Source organism: Sediminicoccus sp. KRV36, from assembly GCF_023243115.1.
GTDB lineage: Bacteria > Pseudomonadota > Alphaproteobacteria > Acetobacterales > Acetobacteraceae > Roseococcus.
The window spans coordinates 4,188,165-4,205,528 of sequence record NZ_CP085081.1 but is presented as its reverse complement, the minus strand read 5'-3'; the positions used below and the strand labels follow the sequence as shown (position 1 = coordinate 4,205,528).

The following is a 17,364-nucleotide window of genomic DNA, read 5'->3' as shown; positions in this document are numbered from 1 at the left end:
CGATGGTCAACCCGGCGATTCACGCCCGCGGCCATCGCAACCCAACGGAGACCCCGCCGCATGATGCCGCTCAGCCGCTTCACCGTCCTCGACCTCACCCGCGTCCGCTCAGGTCCCACCTGCGTGCGCCAGCTCGCCGATTGGGGGGCGAATGTCATCAAGATCGAAGCGACCGATGAGGTGGATACCGGCAAGGGCCTGGGTGGCGAGCGGCATGGCTCGGATTTCCAGCTGCTGCACCGCAACAAGCGGGCGATGACGCTGAACCTGAAATCCGCCGAGGGCCGCGCCACCCTGCACCGCCTGGTGGAGAAGGCCGATGTGGTGGTGGAAAACTACCGCCCCGATGTGAAGAACCGGTTGGGCGTGGATTACGAGACGCTCTCGAAGATCAATCCGCGCATCGTGCTCGGCTCGATTTCGGGCTTCGGCCAGACCGGGCCCTATGCCAAGCGCCCGGGCTTCGACCAGATCGCGCAGGGGATGGGCGGGCTGATGAGCGTGACCGGCTTGCCCGGCCAGGGGCCGGTGCGCGCCGGCATTCCCGTGGCGGACCTGACGGCCGGGCTCTATTGCGCGCTCGGCATCATGGTGGCGCTGCTGGAGCGCGAGACCACGGGCAAGGGCCGCTGGGTGCATGTCAGCCTGCTGGAAGCCATGATCGGCATGATGGATTTCCAGGCGACCCGCTGGACCATGAAGCAGGACATCCCCGGCCAGGCCGGCAATGACCACCCGACGACGACGCCCACGGGGCTGTTTTCCACCACCGATGGCGTCGTCAACCTCGCCGGTGGCGGCCAGCAGATGTGGGAGCGCATCGTCGGCGTGCTCGGCATCGAGGAAGCGGCGAAGGACCCGGATGTGGCGACCGACAAGCTGCGCAGCAAGAACCGCGTGAAGACCAACGCCATGCTCCAGGCCGTGATCGGCACCAATACCAGCGAATACTGGGTGACGCGCTTCAACGAGGCCGGCGTGCCCTGCGGCCCGGTCTATTCCATGGACCAGGTCTTCGCCGACCGCCAAGTGAAGCATCTGGGCATGGAGATGCCCATCGAGCATCCGCTGCTGGGCACCATCAGCGTGGTGCGGGCGCCGATGCAGATCGAGGGTGTGGAATGCGGCCGCCGCCCCACGCCGGAACGCGGCGAACACACCGATGAAGTGCTGGCCGAATTCGGCTTCACGGCAGAGGAAATCGCGACACTCAAGGCGCAGAAGGCGATCTGACGTGAAGATCATTTCCATCCGCCAGGGCGTGGTGCCCATCATGAGCGCCATCGCCAATGCCTATATTGATTTCTCCAAGATGACGGCGAGTGTCGTCGCCATCACCGTGGAATCTGGCGATGGCCGCAAGGCCACCGGCTATGGCTTCAACAGCAATGGCCGCTATGCCCAGCCCGGCCTGCTGACCGAGCGCTTCATCCCGCGCCTGGAAGAAGCCGGCGAACTGCCCGGCCATGCGGATGGCGGCTTCGACCCGACGCCCGCCTGGACCGCCATGATGAAGAACGAGAAGCCCGGCGGCCATGGTGACCGTTCGGTGGCTGTCGGCGTGCTCGACATGGCGCTGTGGGATGCGGCGGCGAAGCTGGCCGGCGTGCCGCTCTGGAAACTCCTGAGCACCCGCTACAATGGCGGTCAGAGCGATGCGACCGCCTGGGTCTATGCGGCGGGCGGCTATTACCATCCGGGCAAGGATGTGGATGGCCTGGTCGAGGAGATGAAGCGCTATCTCGGCATGGGCTATTCCGTGGTGAAGATGAAGATCGGCGGCTCGCCCGGCATGCCGCTGCGCGAGGCGCTGCTGCTGGATGTCAGCCGGATCGAGGCGGTGCTGAAGCTGCTCGATGGCGATGGCAGCCGGCTCTGCGTGGATGTGAATGGCCGCTTTGGCCTGCATGCGGCGCTGAGCTACGCCGCCGCCATCCAGGGCTTTGGCCTGCGCTGGTATGAGGAGCCGCTGGACCCCTTGGATTACGCCACCCATGCGACACTGGCCGAGCATTACGGCCCGCCCATCGCCACGGGTGAGAACCTGTTCAGCATGCTGGATGCGCGCAACCTGATCCGCCATGGCGGGCTGCGCCCGGACCGCGACATCCTGCAATTCGACCCGGCCCTCTCCTACGGGCTGGTGGAATATCTCCGCACGCTGACGATGCTGCGCGAGCATGGCTGGAGCAGCCGCCGCTGCGTGCCGCATGGCGGGCATCAATTCGCGCTGAATATCGCAACCGGCCTCGGCCTCGGCGGCAATGAGAGCTATCCGGAGGTCTTCGCGCCCTTCGGCGGCTTCGCCAGTGGCGTGCCGGTCGAAAACAGCCGCGTCGCCATGCCGGATATCCCCGGCATCGGCTTCGAGGCGAAGAATGACCTCTGGGCCGTGCTGAAGGATCTGTAGCGCCGCCCGGGGGCCAGCGGCGATGCTTGCATCGCCCCCCCGTCTGCCCCGATCATGCGCCATGTTGAAAGCGCCGCCCGGCCCGATTCGCGGGCGGCCCCCCGCCCAAGGAACCGCCGGACCCAAGATGCCGCCGCTCTCCATCCCCTTCCTGAGCCGCCGGCAGGCCGTGCTGGGCGCTCTCATGCTGCCGCCCGCCTTGGCGGGCTGCGGCAGCGGCTCGGCCGTGGCGCAGCGCGGCCTCTTCCCCGATTTCGCCGATCTGGCCGAGCGCGTGCTGCCCGCGGTGGTGAATATCGCCGTCAGCGGTGAGCAGAATGTCACGCCGCCCCCCGAATTCCGCGGCACGCCCTTCGAGCGCTATTTCCGTGGCCGGCGGGAGCGGGTGCAGGGTGCGGGCTCGGGCTTCGTGATTGATCCCTCGGGGCTCGTGGTCACCAACAACCACGTGATCGGCCAGGCGCAGCGGGTCATGGTCAGCGTGCAGGGCGGGCAGGAACTCCCCGCGCGCGTGATCGGCGGCGATGAACTGACCGATCTCGCATTGCTGCGGGTGGAGAGCCGCACGCCGCTGGTGGCCGTCTCCTTTGGCAGCAGTGCGGCGATGCGGATCGGCCAATGGGTGCTGGCGGCGGGCAATCCCTTCGGCCTGGGCGGCAGTGTCACCTCGGGCATCGTCTCGGCCCGCGGGCGCGATATCGGCGCCGGGCCCTTCGATGATTTCATCCAGACCGATGCCGCCATCAACCCCGGCAATTCCGGCGGCCCGCTGTTCAACATGGCGGGCGAGGTGATCGGCATCAACACGGCCATCTACTCCCCCTCCGGCGCCAGCGCCGGCATCGGCTTCGCCACCCCCAGCGACCTCGCGCGTCCAGTGATCGAGACGCTGCGGCGCGATGGCCGGGTGGAGCGCGGCTGGCTGGGCGTCTCCGTGCAGGACCTGGTGGCGGAAGACCCGCGCGCCAGCCGGCGCGCCGTGCTGATCGCCGGCGTGGAGCGCACCGGCCCCGCCGGGCGCGGGGGCTTGCGCCCGGGGGATGTGGTGCTGGCCATCAATGGCGAGCGGACGGAAACCTCACGCGGGCTGATCCGCAGCGTGGCCGCCGTGGCGCCCGGGCAGAATGTCCGCTTGACGGTTCTGCGCGATGGCCGCACCCAGGAAGTGACGCTACAGGTGGGCCGCCGGCCGCCCGGCCCGGGATGACAGGTATCGGGCCTCGAATGAAGGACAAGAAGACATGATGCGCATCCTTCTGGTGGAGGACGATGTGGAGGTGGCCCGCTTCGTGAAGAAGGGCCTGCAGGAAGCCGGGCATACGGTCGAGCACGCCGCCAATGGGCGTGACGGGCTGTTCCTCGCGGCCTCGGAATCCTTCGACATGCTGGTGCTGGACCGCATGCTGCCCGGCGGCGTGGACGGGGTCCGGCTTGTGGAGACGCTGCGCCAGCAGGGCAATCGCACGCCGGTGCTGTTCCTCTCCGCCCTGTCGGCCGTGGATGAGCGGGTGAAGGGGCTGAAGGCCGGCGGCGATGACTATCTGGTCAAGCCCTTCGCCTTCGCCGAGCTCCTGGCGCGCGTCGAGGCGTTGGGCCGCCGCCCCTCCTCCGAGGCGCCGGTGACCAAGCTGCGCGTGGCCGATCTGGAGCTGGACCTGCTCAGCCGGACCGTGACGCGCGGCGCCCGCAAGATTGACGTGCAGCCCCGCGAATTCCGCCTGCTGGAGCATCTGATGCGCCATGCCGGCCAGGTGGTGACGCGCACCATGCTGCTGGAGAAGGTGTGGGATTATCACTTCGACCCACAGACCAATGTGATTGACGTGCATGTCAGCCGGCTGCGGCAGAAGCTGGACAAGGGCTTCGACAAGCCGCTGATCCACACGGTCCGCAATGCCGGCTACATGATCCGGGCCGAAGCCTGAGCGGGCCGACCATGCCGCGCGCGGCCCAGCCGCCGCGGTTGCTGCAGTCGGCGGGGTTCCGCTTCGCCCTGCTCTTCGTGGGGATCTTCTCGGTCGCTGCGGCCTTCCTGGTCGCGGTGCTGTGGTGGGCCACGGCCGGCGCGCTCGACCGCCAGACCATCGCCGCCATCCGCACCGATGCCTCGGCCCTGGTGGAGCGCTACCGCGAGGCCGGCTCGCGCGGGCTGATCGAGGCGATCGAGGAGCGCCTCTCCCTCGATGCCGAGAATGAGACGATCTACCTCCTGGTGAATGCGGCGGGCGTGAAGCTCGCCGGCAATCTGACCATCTGGCCGACCGCGATCGGCGAGGAGGGCGTCTGGTTCCGCACCCGCATCCAGCATGATGGCGCGACGGCCGAGGCGCGGGTCCATCGGCGTGACCTGCCCGGGCTGCGCCTGCTGGTGGGCCGCGATGAAAGCGAGCGGGTGCAGCTGCGCCTGCTGCTGACCGAAGGGGTGGCCTGGTCGCTCGGCGCGGTGCTGATTTTCGCGGTGATGGGGGCGGCGGTGATCCGGCGCGCGCTGCAACAGCGCATGCGCCCCGCCGTTGCCACCGCGCAGGGCATCGCGGCGGGGGATTTCTCGCAACGCGTGCCGATTTCGCCCCAGGGGGATGAGTTCGACCGCCTGGGTGCGACGATGAACGCCATGCTGGACCGCATCGCGGCGCTGATGGCGGGCATGCGCGGTGTGGCGGATGCCATCGCGCATGATCTGCGCACGCCCATCGCCCGCGCCCGCGCCAAGCTGGAGGAAAGCCTGGTCACCGCGGCCAGCGAGGATGCGCTGCGCGCCGCCGTGGAGGAGGGCATCGCCGATCTCGACAACATCACCCGCATCTTCCAGGCCCTGCTGCGCATCGCCGAGGCCGAGGCCGGCGCCCGCCGCGCCGCCTTCGCCCCGCTCGACCTGCCCGAGGTGCTGCGCGATGCGGCCGAATTCTACGACGTCATGGCCGAAGCGCGCGAGCAGGTGCTGCAGACCGAGATGCCCGAGCACCTGCCCATGCTGGGCGACCGGGACCTGCTGCTCCAGGCCGTCGCCAATCTGCTGGACAATGCCATCAAGTTCACGCCGGGCGGCGGGGTGGTGCGGTTGACCGCGCGGCAGGACGAGGCGGGGATCGAGATCGCCGTCTGCGATTCCGGCCCCGGCCTCTCGCCCGAGGATCGGGCCCGGGCGATGGACCGGTTCTTCCGGGCCGATGCCTCGCGCAACCTGCCGGGCTCGGGGCTGGGCCTGGCACTGGTGCGGGCGGTGGCGCAGCTGCATGGCGGGGAGGTGATGCTGGCCGATGCCGTGCCGGGCGCCGTGCCCCCCGGCCTGAAGGTGGCGCTGTGGCTTCCGCCGCCGTAACGGTCAATCGCTGGATTTTGCCGCATGACCAAGGCTTCACGGCCGGCCCATCGCGGCGAGACGCCGCACGGCGCATGTATGTTCCATGCTTCGCATCCTGGCCTTGCCCGTCGTGCTGTTCGCGCTCTGCTCTGCCCGGGCGGATGAGGCGGCGCCGCGGATCTCCACCGAGAATGCCGAGTATTGCGAATCCCTGGCCGCCCGCCTGGCCGCCAGCCCGGCGCCGATGGGTGACATTTCGCGCGGCCTGGGCGAGGAGGGGCGCCGGCTTTGCGCCTCGGGCCATGTGCGCACCGGTATCGCCAAGCTGCGCCGCGCCCTGCGCGCCACCCGGGCCGAGGCACGGGGCGATTAGACCAGCGCCGGTTGGGGCTGAGCGATGGGCGCCGCGCGGCGCTGCAAATGCTTCCGCCGCCTGCGCGGTCCTGACCGCGTGACTGCTGGCTTCCTGCCGCTGGCGCTCTCCGGGGCGGCCGCCACCTGTGTCGGCATCGGGCTGGCGCGCTTCGCCTTCGTTCCGCTGTTTCCCGCGCTGGTGACGGCCGGCTGGGTGACGGGGGCCGAGGCCGGCATGCTCGGCGCCGCCGCGCTGGCGGGCTATGTCGGCGGCGCCATGGGGGCACAGGCGCTGGGCCGGCTGATGGGCACGCGCCCAGCCTTGGCGCTGGGGATGGCGGGCGCGCTGATCTCGCTGCTGGCCAGCGCGGTGCCGGGGGGCCTCGCCTGGCTCTTGCCCTGGCGGCTGCTGGCGGGGTTGGCGGGCGGGGTGCTGATGTCCCTGGCCGGGCCGGCGATCCAGCGGGCCGTGCCGCCCGAGCGGCGTGGCGCGGCCTCGGGCGTGGTGGTCAGTGGGGTGGCGGGCGGCATCGTGCTCGGCTCGCTTCTGTTGCCGCCCTTGCTGCACGCGGGGCCGAGTGCCGGCTGGCTGGGGATCGCGGCGCTGACGGCGCTGCTCTGGGCCTTCGCGCAGCCGCGTTTCCCCCGGGATGCGGGCGGGCAGGGGCCGGCCCAGGCGGTGCCGCGCGTGCCCGGGCTGCTGCTGGCCTATGCGCTCTCCGGGGCGGGGATGGTGCCGCATATGGTGTATCTGGCCGATCTCGCGGCGCGCGGTTTTGGCCTGGGCGTCTTTGCCGGCAGCGGGATGTGGCTGGTCTTCGGCCTGGGGGCGCTGGCCGGCACCTTGCTGGGCGGGCGGCTGGCGGATCGTCTGGGCGGCGCCCGGGCGGCGCGGCTCTGGCTCTGGGTGCAGCTGCTGGGGCTCGCGCTGGCCTTGCTGCCCTGGTGGCCGGCGCTGATCCTGGCGGCGCTGCTGGGGGGCTTCGCCGGGGTTGGTGTTTCGGCCGTCACCCTCGCCTGGGCGCGTGAGGCGGCCGGTGCCGCGGCGGGTGGCCTCTGGGTCAAAGCCACCATCGCCTATGCCCTGGCGCAGGCCGGCGCCGCCTTCGCCCTCGCCGCCGTGTTCGGCGCGACGGGGGAGAGCCATCTCGTCGTATTTGGCCTCGGGCTGGCCTTGTCCGGCCTGGCACTCCTGGCCGCGCGCCGCCCCTGAGGGGGGAAGCCCCGCTCAGGGCTCCCGGAAGGCCCGCTGGAAACTATCCACCACCGGCTGCGTGATGTAGCGCCAGAAGGTGCGTGAGCCGAGCTGGATATGCGCCTCCACCGGCATGCCGGGCGTCAGGAAGACGGCGGGCAGCCGGGCCAGCTGGTCGGCATCAATGCGGATATGCGCGCGGTAATGGCTGGCGCGGGTCTGCGGGTCCACCGTGATGTCGGGTGCGACGAAGCTCACCTCGCCATGCAGGAAGGGCACCAGGCGCTGCTTGAAGGCGGGCAGGCGGATTTCGGCGGGCAGGCCGGTGAAGACCACGTCAATATCCATGGGCTGCACCTGCACCTCGGCGATCAGCCGGTCCCGCACGGGGACCAGCTCCATCGCCGGATCGCCGGGGCGGAGCACGGCGCCCAGGTTGAAGACCCGCAGATTGACGATGGTGCCATCCTCCGGCGCCACGATATCGCGGCGGGTGGAGATATCGGCGGCGGCGCGCAGGCGCTCCTCGGCGTCGGAGAAGCGGGCGACGACTTCGCGCAGCTCGGTGCCGACTTCCTGGAGGCGCTGGTCCACTGCCTGGCGGGTCTGGTTCTCGGCTTCCTCGACGGCGGCATTGGCGCGGCGGATCTGGCCGGTGAGATCGGCGATCAGCCCCTCGGTCGCGGCCAGCTGCCGTTGCAGGGCCAGCAGCTCGGGCAGGCGCGCAAGGCCCTGGCGGACCAGGCCGCGGCGCATCGCCTCCTCCTCGACCAGCAAGGCGAGCTGCCGCCGCGCGGCCTCGATCTGCCCCTGGGCGGAGGCGATGGTGCCCACGGCCTGTTCGCGCCGATTGGCCAGCACGGAGAGCTGGCTGGCCAGGCTGGCCTGGCGGGCCTGGAACAGCGCGCGTTGGCCGGCCATCGCCTCGATCGCCCGCGGCTCGCGCGAGGCGATGAGTTCGGGCGGGAAGGTGATGCCGTCCGCCCGGGCGATTTCGGCGGTGAGGCGGGCCTGCTGGGCCAGGAAAGCGTCGCGCTGGGCGACCAGCCCGGCCACGGCGGAGCCCGACTGCACGTCATCGAGGCGCATCAGCACCTGGCCCTCGCGCACCTGGTCACCGTCACGCACCATGATTTCGCGGACCATGCCGCCTTCAAGGTGCTGCAGTGTGCGGCGCGTGCCCTCGACCTTGATCATGCCGGGGGCGATCGCCGCCTCGGAAAGGGGGGCGAAGACGGCCCAGGCCATGAAGCCACCGAAAAAGCCGAACATGACCAGCATGCCGAACAGCACGACGCCACGGGTGCGCGGCGCCTCCTGCTCGATCACCGGCGGGGGGGGCGCTGGCGGCCGGGCGGGTGCGGGGCGAAGCGGCGGAGGGCTTTGCGTGGTGTCGAGCATCACGCACCGCCCCCGGCCGAGGCCAGCTGCACCGGGCGCGGCGGCCCGGCCAGGCGCTTCAGCACCTCGGCGCGCGGGCCGAACAGCTCGGCCGCGCCATCCTTCATGACCAGCACCTTGTCCACCTCCTGCACCAGGGCCGGGCGGTGGGAGACCAGCACGACGGTGACGCCGCGCGCCTTCATCTGCTGCAAGGCGCGGGCGAGGCCGGCCTCGCTGTCGCCATCGAGGTTGCTGTTGGGCTCATCCAGCACGACCAGCCGGGGCGAGCCGAACAGCGCGCGCGCAAGGCCGACCAATTGCCGCTGCCCGCCCGAGAGATGCGCGCCGCTGTCGCCGATCTCGGTTTCATAGCCGGCCGGCAGCCGCAGGATCATGTCATGGCAGCCGGCGAGCTTCGCGGCCTCGAAGACGGCTTCCGGCTCGGCTTCGGAAAGGCGGGCGATGTTCTCGAAGACGGTGCCCTCGAACAGCTCCACATCCTGCGGCAGATAGCCGAGGTAGCGGCCGAAATCCTCGCGCTGCCAGAGGAACACATCGGCGCCATCCAGGCGCACATGGCCCGCGGTGGCCGGCAGGGTGCCGATGATCATGCGGATCAGCGTGGTCTTGCCCGCGGCGGAAGGGCCGATGATGGCCAGGCTCTCGCCGGCGGTGAGGGCGAAGCTCACGCCCTTGATCATCGAGACATTCTGGCCCGGAAAATTGTAGCTGACCCGCTCGACCGAGAGCGCGCCCTCCGGGGCGGGCATGGGCATGCCGGGCGGCCGCAGCCGGGGCAGGGTGAGGAAGACCTTCAGCCGGCGCAGCGCCGCGCGGGCCTGGACCAGCTGCTTCCAGGACCCCACCACCTGCTCGACCGGCGCCAGCGCGCGGCCCATCACGATGGAGGCGGCGATGGAAGCGCCCGAGGTCAGCTCCTGCTGCAGCACCAGCCAGGCGCCAAGGCCGAGCACCGCCAGCTGGATGGTCAGCCGGAAGAACTTGATGAGGGAGAGGATGATGGCCGCGCGGTCGGCCGCGGTTTCCTGCGGGGCCTGGGCATTGGTGAAGGCGCCGCGCCAGCGTTTCAGCACGGCGGGCATCATGCCCATGCTGTCGATCACCTCGGCATTGCGGGCGATGGCCTCGGCCCGCCGGTGCCCCTGCATGGCCGCGACGCCGGCGGTCTGCAACGCCTTGGAGGTGATCGCCTCATTGGTCAGCGTCAGGATGAAGAGAACGACGGCGCCGCCGAGCGCCAGCCAGCCCAGCATCGGATGCAGCAGGAAGACCAGCGCGATATAGACGGGCACCCAGGGCAGATCGAACAGCGCCAGCATGCCGGGGGAGCCCAGGAAGCCACGGCAGACGCCAAGGTCGCGCAGGGCCTCCATCCGGTAATTGCCGCCGCGCAACTGGCCTTCCACCGCGCGCATGAAGCCCTCGGGTGCCACGCGCTGCTCCACCCAGGCGGCGATGCGCTGCATGATGACGCTGCGCACCGCCTCCAGCATGGCGAGGATCATCAGCGCGAAGATGGCGACCAGCGTCAGATACATGAGAGTATCGGTGTTGCGCGTGGCCAGCACGCGGTCGAACACCTGCATCATGTAGATCGAGACGGTGAGTTGCAGCAGGTTGACGATGCCGGAGAAGGCACCCACCAGCCAGAATTGACGGCGGCAGACGGCCAGCGCCTTGCCCAGCGGCGTCTCGGCCAGCGGCAGCTGCCCACGGGCGGCTTGCGACCCGCTCATGTCATGCAACCCATGTCACAGCCATCCGGAGCAAGACCGACCATCAACCTGACATCCTTTTTCCACCTGTTGTGGAACGGCAGGCGCCTGGCCTGCCACAGCTTTTCATGACCTGCCACCACGGTTTCCACCGCGCCGCAGGCCGCATCGTAGAATACTTTGGCGGCGGCGTCGCCACTTCGGCTTTGCGCCTTTGGCTTGTGGCCTCGGGACGAAATCGTGCAAAGGATCAACCAGAATTTCTTTTTTTAAACAGATCAGGCCATACTTGTCCAGAAAATTCAGGCATGGCGCATCCACGCGGCACCCCTTCCTGGCCCCATTGCTGACCCCGGGGGCGGCCATCCGGATCACAGCCTGCGCCAGTCGGTCCTCAGCCCGGTGATGCCGGCTGGCAAGGGCAGCATCGCGCCCGGCAAGATGCCGGTACACAGGTTGCCAAACCGCTAAGAGGCTGCGGAAAGGCCAGTGCCATTGCTGAAGATGCAGGAAGCCGGTTGCCTGCCGGGGTGCCCGAGGGGCTGGCCCCACGGGTCCGCATTGCGTGAACCGGGCCGGGCCTGGGCCTGTGCCTGGGCCGGGCGCTACGCCGCCTGCTGCTCCAGCGTCGGCGCCACATCGGAGAGGGTGACGCGCCGCATGTCGCGCTTGTGGCGCTTGTCGTCATAGGCCCGGCCGCGATGCAGGGAACAGCGGTTGTCCCACATCACCAGATCGCCCACGGCCCAGCGATGCGTATAGACGAATTGCGGCTGCGTCGCGTGCTCCAGCAGGTCCCGCATCAGCATCAGCGCCTCGGGTGTGGCCATGCCATGGATGCGGCCGATATGGGAGGAGAGGAACAGCGCCGTCCGGCCGGATTCCACATGGCGCCGCACCAGGCGCTGCGGCACGGGCGCGAAGATCCGGCGCTCGGCCTCGGTGAATTCGCCGAAACCCAGCTGCGCGCGGGAATAGATCAGTGAATGGTCGCAGACCAGGGCGCGCAACTCCTCCTGGCGGGCGGCGGGCAGTGCCTCCCAGGCGCCGCGCGTATCGGCGAATTCCGTCTCGCCCCCCTCGGGGGGGATGCTGCGGGCATGCAGCAGGGAATGCTTGGCGGGTGTCGCCTTGAAGCTGCTGTCGGAATGCCAGAGCCGGTTGCCCAGGTTGAAGAAGCGCCGCCGGTCATCCGCCGCCAGGATCTCGCCCTTCTCATCCAGGTTCGAGATGTCGTTCATCCGGGCATTGGCCAGGCGCTGCTTGTCCACATCCACCACGGCGCGCGTCTGCTCGATCGGGCCGAAGCGCGCGGCGAATGCCATCTGCTGCTCGTCATCAATCTCCTGCCCGGGGATGACCAGCACGCCGTAGCGGGCGATGGCCGCATCCAGCACGGCGAATTCCGCCTCCGTCAGGGGGCGGCTGAGATCAGCGCCTTCGATGCGGGCGCCGAATTGGGGCTTGAGCGGGGTGACGGTGAGCATGGGTTTCTCTCCGAACGCCGCGCAAGCGTCCTGCCGGGCGCCCCGCCCTGTCAAGAGTATCGGCCTTGTCAAGAGCATCCGGGCGGCGCGGGCCTCACAGCCGGCGGCGATACAGTGCGATCAGCCGCTCCCAATGGCGCTCGGCGGCGGCTTTGTCGAAGCACCAGCGCTGCGGGAAGGCGAAGCCATGATGCACTCCGGAATGGATTTCCAGCTCGCCCGCCGCGCCCGAGGCGTCGAACAGCGCCTGGAGTTCCGCCACCATCGGCAGGGGCGCCAGTTCATCATGCTCGGCGCAGCAGATGTAGAGTTCGGCCCGGCCCTGGCCGAGCGTCAGATGCGGGCTTTCCTCCGCCTCGCTGACCAGCCAGGTGCCGTAGATCGAGGCCGCGGCGGCGATGCGCCCCGGGAAGCGCGCGGCGGCGGCCAGCGCATAGGGCCCGCTCATGCAATAGCCATGCGTGCCGACCGCACCCGGCTTCACCGCCGGCTGGGTATCGAGGAAAGCGAGCATCGCCGCCACATCGGACATGACGGGCGGGATGGTCATCCGCGTGCGGATGGCGCGCATGCGTTCACGCTCCGGGTCGCCCTGCTGCAGCACGCCGGGGCCGAAGACGCTGTCGCGCCCCGCGCGGTAATAGAGGTTGGGCAGCACCACGTAGAAGCTGATGCTGGCCAGGCGCCGCGCCATGTCCCGCAGCTCCTCGCGGATGCCGGGCGCGTCCATCAGCATGAGCACGCCAGGGTGCGGGCCGTGCCGCTCGGGGTGGCAGATGAAGCTTTCCATCGCGCCATCGCGCGTCGGGATATCGAGCGTGGTTTCGATCATCGGCGTCCTCCGTATCGCAGGAGGCTGTCACCCCCGGCCCATCAGGGCCAGCCCCTCCGCCACCGAGACGAATTCGCCCCCGGCCACCACGCGGGCCTGGCCGAAGCGCTGCTCGAAGAGGCCCCGCACCGCCGGCACGAGCGAGGTTCCGCCGGTGAGGAAGACGCGGTCCACCTGACCCGAGGCCAGCGCAGCATCGGCCAGCGCCGCATCCACCGCGGCACTGATCTGCTTCAGTTCCGGCGCGATCCAGGCCTCGAAATCCGTGCGCGTGACCTCGGCATCCAGCACGAAATCCGCGTGGCGGAATTGCAGCCGCGCCTGCGCCGCCCGCGAGAGCGCGGCCTTCACGCCGGAAATCGCGCGATACATCTCATAGCCCACCTCATCCTCGATCAGGCGGATCAGGTGATGCAGCCGCGCCGGCTCGGCCGCGTTGCGCGCCACATCGGCGATGTCGCGCAGGGTGCGCGGGGCCCGCATCAGGGAGAGCAGGTGCCAGCGCGCGAAACTGCCATACCAGCCGGGCGGAATGGGCAGTTCCGTGCCCATCACCGTGTAGCTGCCGCCCTTGCCCAGCAGCGGCGAGACGACATGGTCAATGATGCGGAAGTCAAAGGCATCCCCCGCCACGCCCACGCCCGCATGGCCGAGCGGGATGACGCGCACCGGTGGCCCCGGCTCGAAGCGCAGCAGCGAGAAATCGCTGGTGCCGCCGCCGAAATCCGCGACCAGCACCGTCGCCGGCTCGGTCAGGCTGGCGGCGAAGCGATGCCCGGCGGCGGCGGGTTCCAGCTCCACCTGCACATCGGCCAGGCCGGCGGCGGCGAAGCCGGCGATGAGGCGGCGCTGGCCCAGCGCATCATCCGCCGTCTCGCCCACGAAGCGCACCGGGCGGCCGACGATGACGCGCGCACCCGCCAGCTCCGTGGCGAAGGGCGACAGCAATTCGCGCAGGAACAGGCCGACCAGTGCCTCCAGCCCGTAGGGGCGGCCCAGGATGCGCGTTTCCTGGAAGCTTTTCTGCGCCAGGTAGCTTTTCATCGAGAGGATCAGCCGCGCTTCCAGCGGATCCTCCAGATAGGCGGTGATGCCCGAGGCCCCGGCCGCATGGCGCAGATGGCCTGCGCCATCGCGCCAGAAGCAGAGGATGGAGCGGAACACCTCCTCCGTGGCGCGGCGCAGTACGCGCACGGTGCCGTCGGCGCCAAGGGCGGTCACCACCGAATTCGTGGTGCCGAAGTCTATTCCGATGATGGGCTGCATGGCGCAGCTTGAACCGGCTTGCCGCCCGCTTGTCCAGGCACGGCCTTGCCGCCGCCTTGTGTAGCCCCTTGCTCCCGCGCGGCTTTGCCGCCTCTTGCTCCCGCGCGGCTTTGCCGCCTCTTGCTCTCGCGCGGCTTTGCCGCCCCTTGCTCCCGCGCGGCTTTGCCGCGACGCTCCCCCCATGCAACCGACACTAAGGCTCCTGGGCCGCCACAACGCCTTCAATGTCCGCAAGGTGCTCTGGCTGCTGGATGAGCTGGAGCTGCCCTTCACCCAGGAGGATTGGGGGCGCGGTTTCCGGCCGACCGGTGATCCGGAATTCCTGGCGCTCAACCCCCTCGGCACCGTGCCCGTGCTGGTGGATGGCCCGGCCGTGATCCGCGAATCCCATGTGATCCTGCGCTACCTCGCGGCGCGGGAGGCGGCGGAGGCGCTGTATCCCACCCCGCTCGCCGCACGCGCGCGCATCGAGGCCTGGATGGATTGGGTGGCCTATGAAATGTCCATGCCCATGCGCGGCGCCTATCTGGGCGGCGAGCTGGGGCTCGCCCCCTGGAACCGCGCCTCCTTCGTGCAACTGGGGCGTGATGAATATGCGCGGCGCATGGGCGTGCTGGACGCGGCGCTGCGCGACGCACCCCATCTGGGTGGCGATGCCTTCACCCTCGCCGATATCCCGGCCGGCTTCGTCGTGCATCGCTGGTTCGCGATGAAGAGCGTGGAACGCAGCCCCATGCCCGCGCTGGAGGCCTATTACGCCAGGCTCTCCGAACGCCCGGCCTTTCGGCGCCATATCCGCAACGGGCTGCCCTGAGGCCATGCAGCCCCCACCGCGCGGCCCATGATGCACACGCGCCCAAGAGCGCGCCGCGCGCCGCCGGCCTGACGCGATGCGCGGCTTCGCCATCGCCGTGATCGCCGCCCAGGTGCTGACGCAGATCGGCGCCTTCACCCTGCCCGCGCTGCTGCCCGAATATCTGCGCCGCTGGTCCCTCTCCGCGACCGAGGCCGGATGGCTGATCGGCGCGTTTTTCGCGGCCTATGTGGTGGTCGTCCCGGTGCTGGTCGCGCTGACGGATCGCCTGCCGGCGCGGCGCATCTACCTGCTCGGCACCGGGCTGACCGCCGCCTCGCATCTGGGCTTCGCCCTGCTGGCGGAGGGGTTCTGGAGCGGCCTGCTGCTGCGCGCCATGGCGGGCATCGGCTGGGCCGGCTGCTACATGCCAGGGCTGAAGGTGATCGCCGAGCGGCTGGAGGGGAATGCGCAATCCCGCGCCGTGTCCTGGCATGCGGCGGGGGTGGGGATCGCGGGCGCCATCTCCTTTGCGGTGGCGGGCTTCTGGGCGGGGCTGGGCGGGCCGGAGGCGGCCTTCCTGTTCAGCGGCGGCGCCGCCCTGGTCGCCTTCGGCATCGGCGCGGTGGTGATGCCCCGCACGGCGCCCCGCGCGAAGGGGCCGGCGCGGCGCCTGCTGGATTTCCGGCCCGTGCTGCGCAACCGCGCCGCCACCGGCTGGATCATCGGCTACACCGTGCACACCTGGGAGCTGGCGGCCTTGCGCGCCTGGGCGGTGACCTTCCTCGCCCTCACCATCACGCGTGAGGGCGCGCCCGCCTGGTTGCCGGGCCCCACCGCGCTCTTCACCGCGGCCGGGCTGGCCGGCATCGCCATCTCCGTCACCGGCAATGAGACGGCGCAGCGTTTCGGCCGCGCGCGCGTGGTGGCCTGGGCGATGGGTGCCGGGGCCGTGATGTCGCTGCTGACGGGGTTTTCGCCGCTGGTCTCGGCGCCGCTCGCGGCCTTGTGCGTCCTGTTGTGGAATGCCGCGATCTACCTCGACAGTTCGGCACTCACGGCCGGCACGGTGCAGGCGGCGGGGCCGGAATTGCGCGGCGCTACCATGGGGCTGCACAGCATGTGCGGCTATGCTGGGGGTTTCTTCGGGCCGGTTGGCGTGGGCCTGGCGCTGGACGGGATGGGTGCTGACAACCCGCTGGCCTGGGCGCTGGCCTTTGGGCATCTGGCGCTGGTCACGCTGGCCGGGCTGTGGCTGCTGCGGCGGGTGGCCGCCGGCGCAGATTCCGTGCGAGGCCACTCGAAACAGGCGTGACCCGGGCAGGCCGATGCGGTTTCAACGTCATCGCGTTCGGCCAGCCGCTTCAGCGCCGCGCCTCGTTCAGCATCAGCAGCGCCATGAGGGCCAGGCCCAGGCCGGACATCACCGCCATGGCGAGCCGCGGGCCTACCCCATCCGCCAGCGCGCCGATCGCCAGCACGCCGAAGGGCCCCATGCCGATGCAGGTGGTGACCAGCCCCAGCACGCGGGAGCGGATCTCCGCCGGGGCCGCCGTCATCACGACCGAGGTCTGCATGGCGGCGAAGCGCGCGGTGCCGAGGCCGCCCAGTGCCAGCAGCAGCCAGGCCAGCGCATAGCTGCCGCTGAACGCCACCAGGATCAGCAGCAGCATGAATAGTACCGAGCCGAGCACGAGCGGCATGGTCCCCGGCGGCGTGCGGCGCCCAAGCGCCAGCCAGAGCCCGCCCAGCAGCGCGCCGAAGGGCTCGGCCGCCGCCAGCAGGCCGATGGCGGCGCTGGAGGCGGCGAAGGCCAGGCTGCCAAAGGCCGGCAGGATGGAATTGTAGCTGAAGGCAAAGACATTCATCAGCAGCGTCACCCCCAGCACCAGGCGCAACGGGCGCAGGCCCAGCACCAGGCGCACCGCCTCAGCAATCCCGGCGAAGGGATTGCCACCGTGCCGGCTGCGCGGCGGCGGCGGGATGCGCGTGGCCAGGCGCAGCGCCACGAGATGCAGCGCGAAGGCGATGCCGGCCGCTACGGAAATGCCGGCGAGTTGATAGATCACGCCGCCCAGCAGCGGCCCCACGGCACGCGTCGTGCTGCCGGTGAGCGTGTCCAGCGCGACGGCGGGCACCAGGTCCCCGGCGGGGGCTGCATCGGCCGCCATGCGCCGCCGCGTCGCCATCTCGCCCGCCCAGGCGAGGCCGGCCAGCAGGCCTTGCAGCATCAGGTGCCAGGGCTCCAGCCAGCCCAGTGCGGCCAGCAGCGCCACGCTGCCAGCACCCAGCGCCGAGCTCGCCTGCAGGGCGATGAGCAGGCGGCGGCGATCCATCCGCTCGGCCAGGGCGCCCGCGACGGCGCCCAGCAGCATCATCGGCAAGGCGCGCATCATGGCGACGGCGGAAACCGCGAGCGCCGAGCCCGTCACCTCGAAGGTCCAGAGGGTGGCGGCCAGCAGCTCCAGCCAGCGCATGGCATTGGCGATGCCGCCCAGCATCCAGAGCCGCCGGTATTCGGCCGTGCCGAGCAGGCGCTGCAAGACCGTGATGTCCGGCCGGGGCATGGCGATCAGGGTGCACCGCAAGGGGGAGCGGCGCCTG

At 70.3% G+C, this 17,364-nt stretch carries 16 protein-coding genes; 9 read left to right on the top strand and 7 right to left on the bottom strand.

Annotated features, from left to right (window positions below; translation table 11 throughout):
- Window positions 1-60 precede the first annotated feature (60 nt).
- The 7 genes from LHU95_RS19925 to LHU95_RS19895 all read left to right on the top strand — a co-directional run bounded on the left by LHU95_RS19925 (window position 61) and on the right by LHU95_RS19895 (window position 7,281).
- Window positions 61-1,233, top strand: coding sequence for a CaiB/BaiF CoA-transferase family protein (locus LHU95_RS19925; protein ID WP_248708698.1), 1,173 nt, complete (start codon window positions 61-63; stop codon window positions 1,231-1,233).
- A 1-nt stretch (window position 1,234) separates the two neighbouring features.
- Window positions 1,235-2,410, top strand: coding sequence for an enolase C-terminal domain-like protein (locus LHU95_RS19920; protein ID WP_283094271.1), 1,176 nt, complete (start codon window positions 1,235-1,237; stop codon window positions 2,408-2,410).
- A 127-nt stretch (window positions 2,411-2,537) separates the two neighbouring features.
- A complete protein-coding gene (locus LHU95_RS19915) occupies window positions 2,538-3,617 on the top strand; it encodes a trypsin-like peptidase domain-containing protein (RefSeq protein ID WP_248708697.1) in 1,080 nt (359 codons plus the stop codon).
- A gap of 37 nt (window positions 3,618-3,654) precedes the next feature.
- A complete protein-coding gene (locus LHU95_RS19910; protein WP_248711593.1) occupies window positions 3,655-4,335 on the top strand; it encodes a response regulator transcription factor in 681 nt (226 codons plus the stop codon).
- Window positions 4,336-4,346: 11 nt separating this feature from the next.
- Window positions 4,347-5,732: a HAMP domain-containing sensor histidine kinase gene (locus LHU95_RS19905; protein WP_248708696.1), complete on the top strand. Its 1,386-nt coding sequence runs from the start codon at window positions 4,347-4,349 to the stop codon at window positions 5,730-5,732.
- Between the two features lie 85 nt (window positions 5,733-5,817).
- Window positions 5,818-6,087, top strand: a complete 270-nt coding sequence (locus LHU95_RS19900; protein WP_248708695.1) for a hypothetical protein — start codon at window positions 5,818-5,820, stop codon at window positions 6,085-6,087.
- Between the two features lie 78 nt (window positions 6,088-6,165).
- Window positions 6,166-7,281 carry a YbfB/YjiJ family MFS transporter gene (locus LHU95_RS19895; RefSeq protein WP_248708694.1) on the top strand — a complete coding sequence of 372 codons (1,116 nt, stop codon included), beginning with the start codon at window positions 6,166-6,168 and terminating at the stop codon, window positions 7,279-7,281.
- Between the two features lie 15 nt (window positions 7,282-7,296).
- On the opposite strand, the gene LHU95_RS19890 is transcribed toward LHU95_RS19895, so the two are convergent.
- From LHU95_RS19890 to LHU95_RS19865, 6 genes are all read right to left on the bottom strand, one after another.
- The gene (locus LHU95_RS19890) at window positions 7,297-8,664 is read right to left on the bottom strand and encodes an HlyD family type I secretion periplasmic adaptor subunit (RefSeq protein WP_248708693.1); all 1,368 of its coding nucleotides are present in this window, start codon (window positions 8,662-8,664) and stop codon (window positions 7,297-7,299) included.
- Window positions 8,664-10,403 carry a type I secretion system permease/ATPase gene (locus LHU95_RS19885; protein WP_248708692.1) on the bottom strand — a complete coding sequence of 580 codons (1,740 nt, stop codon included), beginning with the start codon at window positions 10,401-10,403 and terminating at the stop codon, window positions 8,664-8,666. The genes LHU95_RS19890 and LHU95_RS19885 overlap by 1 nt, the downstream gene beginning before the upstream one ends.
- Entirely contained in the window at window positions 10,400-10,636 is a 237-nt protein-coding gene (locus tag LHU95_RS19880) for a hypothetical protein (protein WP_248708691.1), read from the bottom strand. Before LHU95_RS19880 ends, LHU95_RS19885 begins: the two co-directional genes overlap by 4 nt.
- Window positions 10,637-10,987: 351 nt before the next feature.
- The gene (locus LHU95_RS19875) at window positions 10,988-11,869 is read right to left on the bottom strand and encodes a TauD/TfdA family dioxygenase (RefSeq protein ID WP_248708690.1); all 882 of its coding nucleotides are present in this window, start codon (window positions 11,867-11,869) and stop codon (window positions 10,988-10,990) included.
- Between the two features lie 94 nt (window positions 11,870-11,963).
- Window positions 11,964-12,701, bottom strand: coding sequence for a dienelactone hydrolase family protein (locus tag LHU95_RS19870; RefSeq protein WP_248708689.1), 738 nt, complete (start codon window positions 12,699-12,701; stop codon window positions 11,964-11,966).
- Between the two features lie 27 nt (window positions 12,702-12,728).
- Window positions 12,729-13,967 carry an Hsp70 family protein gene (locus tag LHU95_RS19865; protein WP_248708688.1) on the bottom strand — a complete coding sequence of 413 codons (1,239 nt, stop codon included), beginning with the start codon at window positions 13,965-13,967 and terminating at the stop codon, window positions 12,729-12,731.
- 181 nt (window positions 13,968-14,148) lie between these two features.
- On the opposite strand from LHU95_RS19865, the gene LHU95_RS19860 reads away from it, so the two are divergent.
- Both LHU95_RS19860 and LHU95_RS19855 read left to right on the top strand, forming a co-directional pair.
- A complete protein-coding gene (locus tag LHU95_RS19860) occupies window positions 14,149-14,781 on the top strand; it encodes a glutathione S-transferase family protein (protein ID WP_248708687.1) in 633 nt (210 codons plus the stop codon).
- Window positions 14,782-14,857: 76 nt separating this feature from the next.
- Entirely contained in the window at window positions 14,858-16,075 is a 1,218-nt protein-coding gene (locus LHU95_RS19855) for an MFS transporter (RefSeq protein WP_248708686.1), read from the top strand.
- 49 nt (window positions 16,076-16,124) lie between these two features.
- Here LHU95_RS19855 and LHU95_RS19850 read toward each other — a convergent pair whose 3' ends face one another.
- Window positions 16,125-17,348 carry an MFS transporter gene (locus tag LHU95_RS19850; protein WP_248708685.1) on the bottom strand — a complete coding sequence of 408 codons (1,224 nt, stop codon included), beginning with the start codon at window positions 17,346-17,348 and terminating at the stop codon, window positions 16,125-16,127.
- Window positions 17,349-17,364 lie beyond the last annotated feature (16 nt).

Coding starts and splice junctions, on each gene's coding strand:
- LHU95_RS19925 (WP_248708698.1), top strand. CDS start 61: ATGATGCCGCTCAGCCGCTTCACCGTCCTCGACCTCACCCGCGTCCGC.
- LHU95_RS19915 (WP_248708697.1), top strand. CDS start 2,538: ATGCCGCCGCTCTCCATCCCCTTCCTGAGCCGCCGGCAGGCCGTGCTG.
- LHU95_RS19910 (WP_248711593.1), top strand. CDS start 3,655: ATGCGCATCCTTCTGGTGGAGGACGATGTGGAGGTGGCCCGCTTCGTG.
- LHU95_RS19905 (WP_248708696.1), top strand. CDS start 4,347: ATGCCGCGCGCGGCCCAGCCGCCGCGGTTGCTGCAGTCGGCGGGGTTC.
- LHU95_RS19900 (WP_248708695.1), top strand. CDS start 5,818: ATGCTTCGCATCCTGGCCTTGCCCGTCGTGCTGTTCGCGCTCTGCTCT.
- LHU95_RS19890 (WP_248708693.1), bottom strand. CDS start 8,664: ATGCTCGACACCACGCAAAGCCCTCCGCCGCTTCGCCCCGCACCCGCC.
- LHU95_RS19885 (WP_248708692.1), bottom strand. CDS start 10,403: ATGAGCGGGTCGCAAGCCGCCCGTGGGCAGCTGCCGCTGGCCGAGACG.
- LHU95_RS19875 (WP_248708690.1), bottom strand. CDS start 11,869: ATGCTCACCGTCACCCCGCTCAAGCCCCAATTCGGCGCCCGCATCGAA.
- LHU95_RS19870 (WP_248708689.1), bottom strand. CDS start 12,701: ATGATCGAAACCACGCTCGATATCCCGACGCGCGATGGCGCGATGGAA.
- LHU95_RS19865 (WP_248708688.1), bottom strand. CDS start 13,967: ATGCAGCCCATCATCGGAATAGACTTCGGCACCACGAATTCGGTGGTG.
- LHU95_RS19860 (WP_248708687.1), top strand. CDS start 14,149: ATGCAACCGACACTAAGGCTCCTGGGCCGCCACAACGCCTTCAATGTC.
- LHU95_RS19855 (WP_248708686.1), top strand. CDS start 14,858: ATGCGCGGCTTCGCCATCGCCGTGATCGCCGCCCAGGTGCTGACGCAG.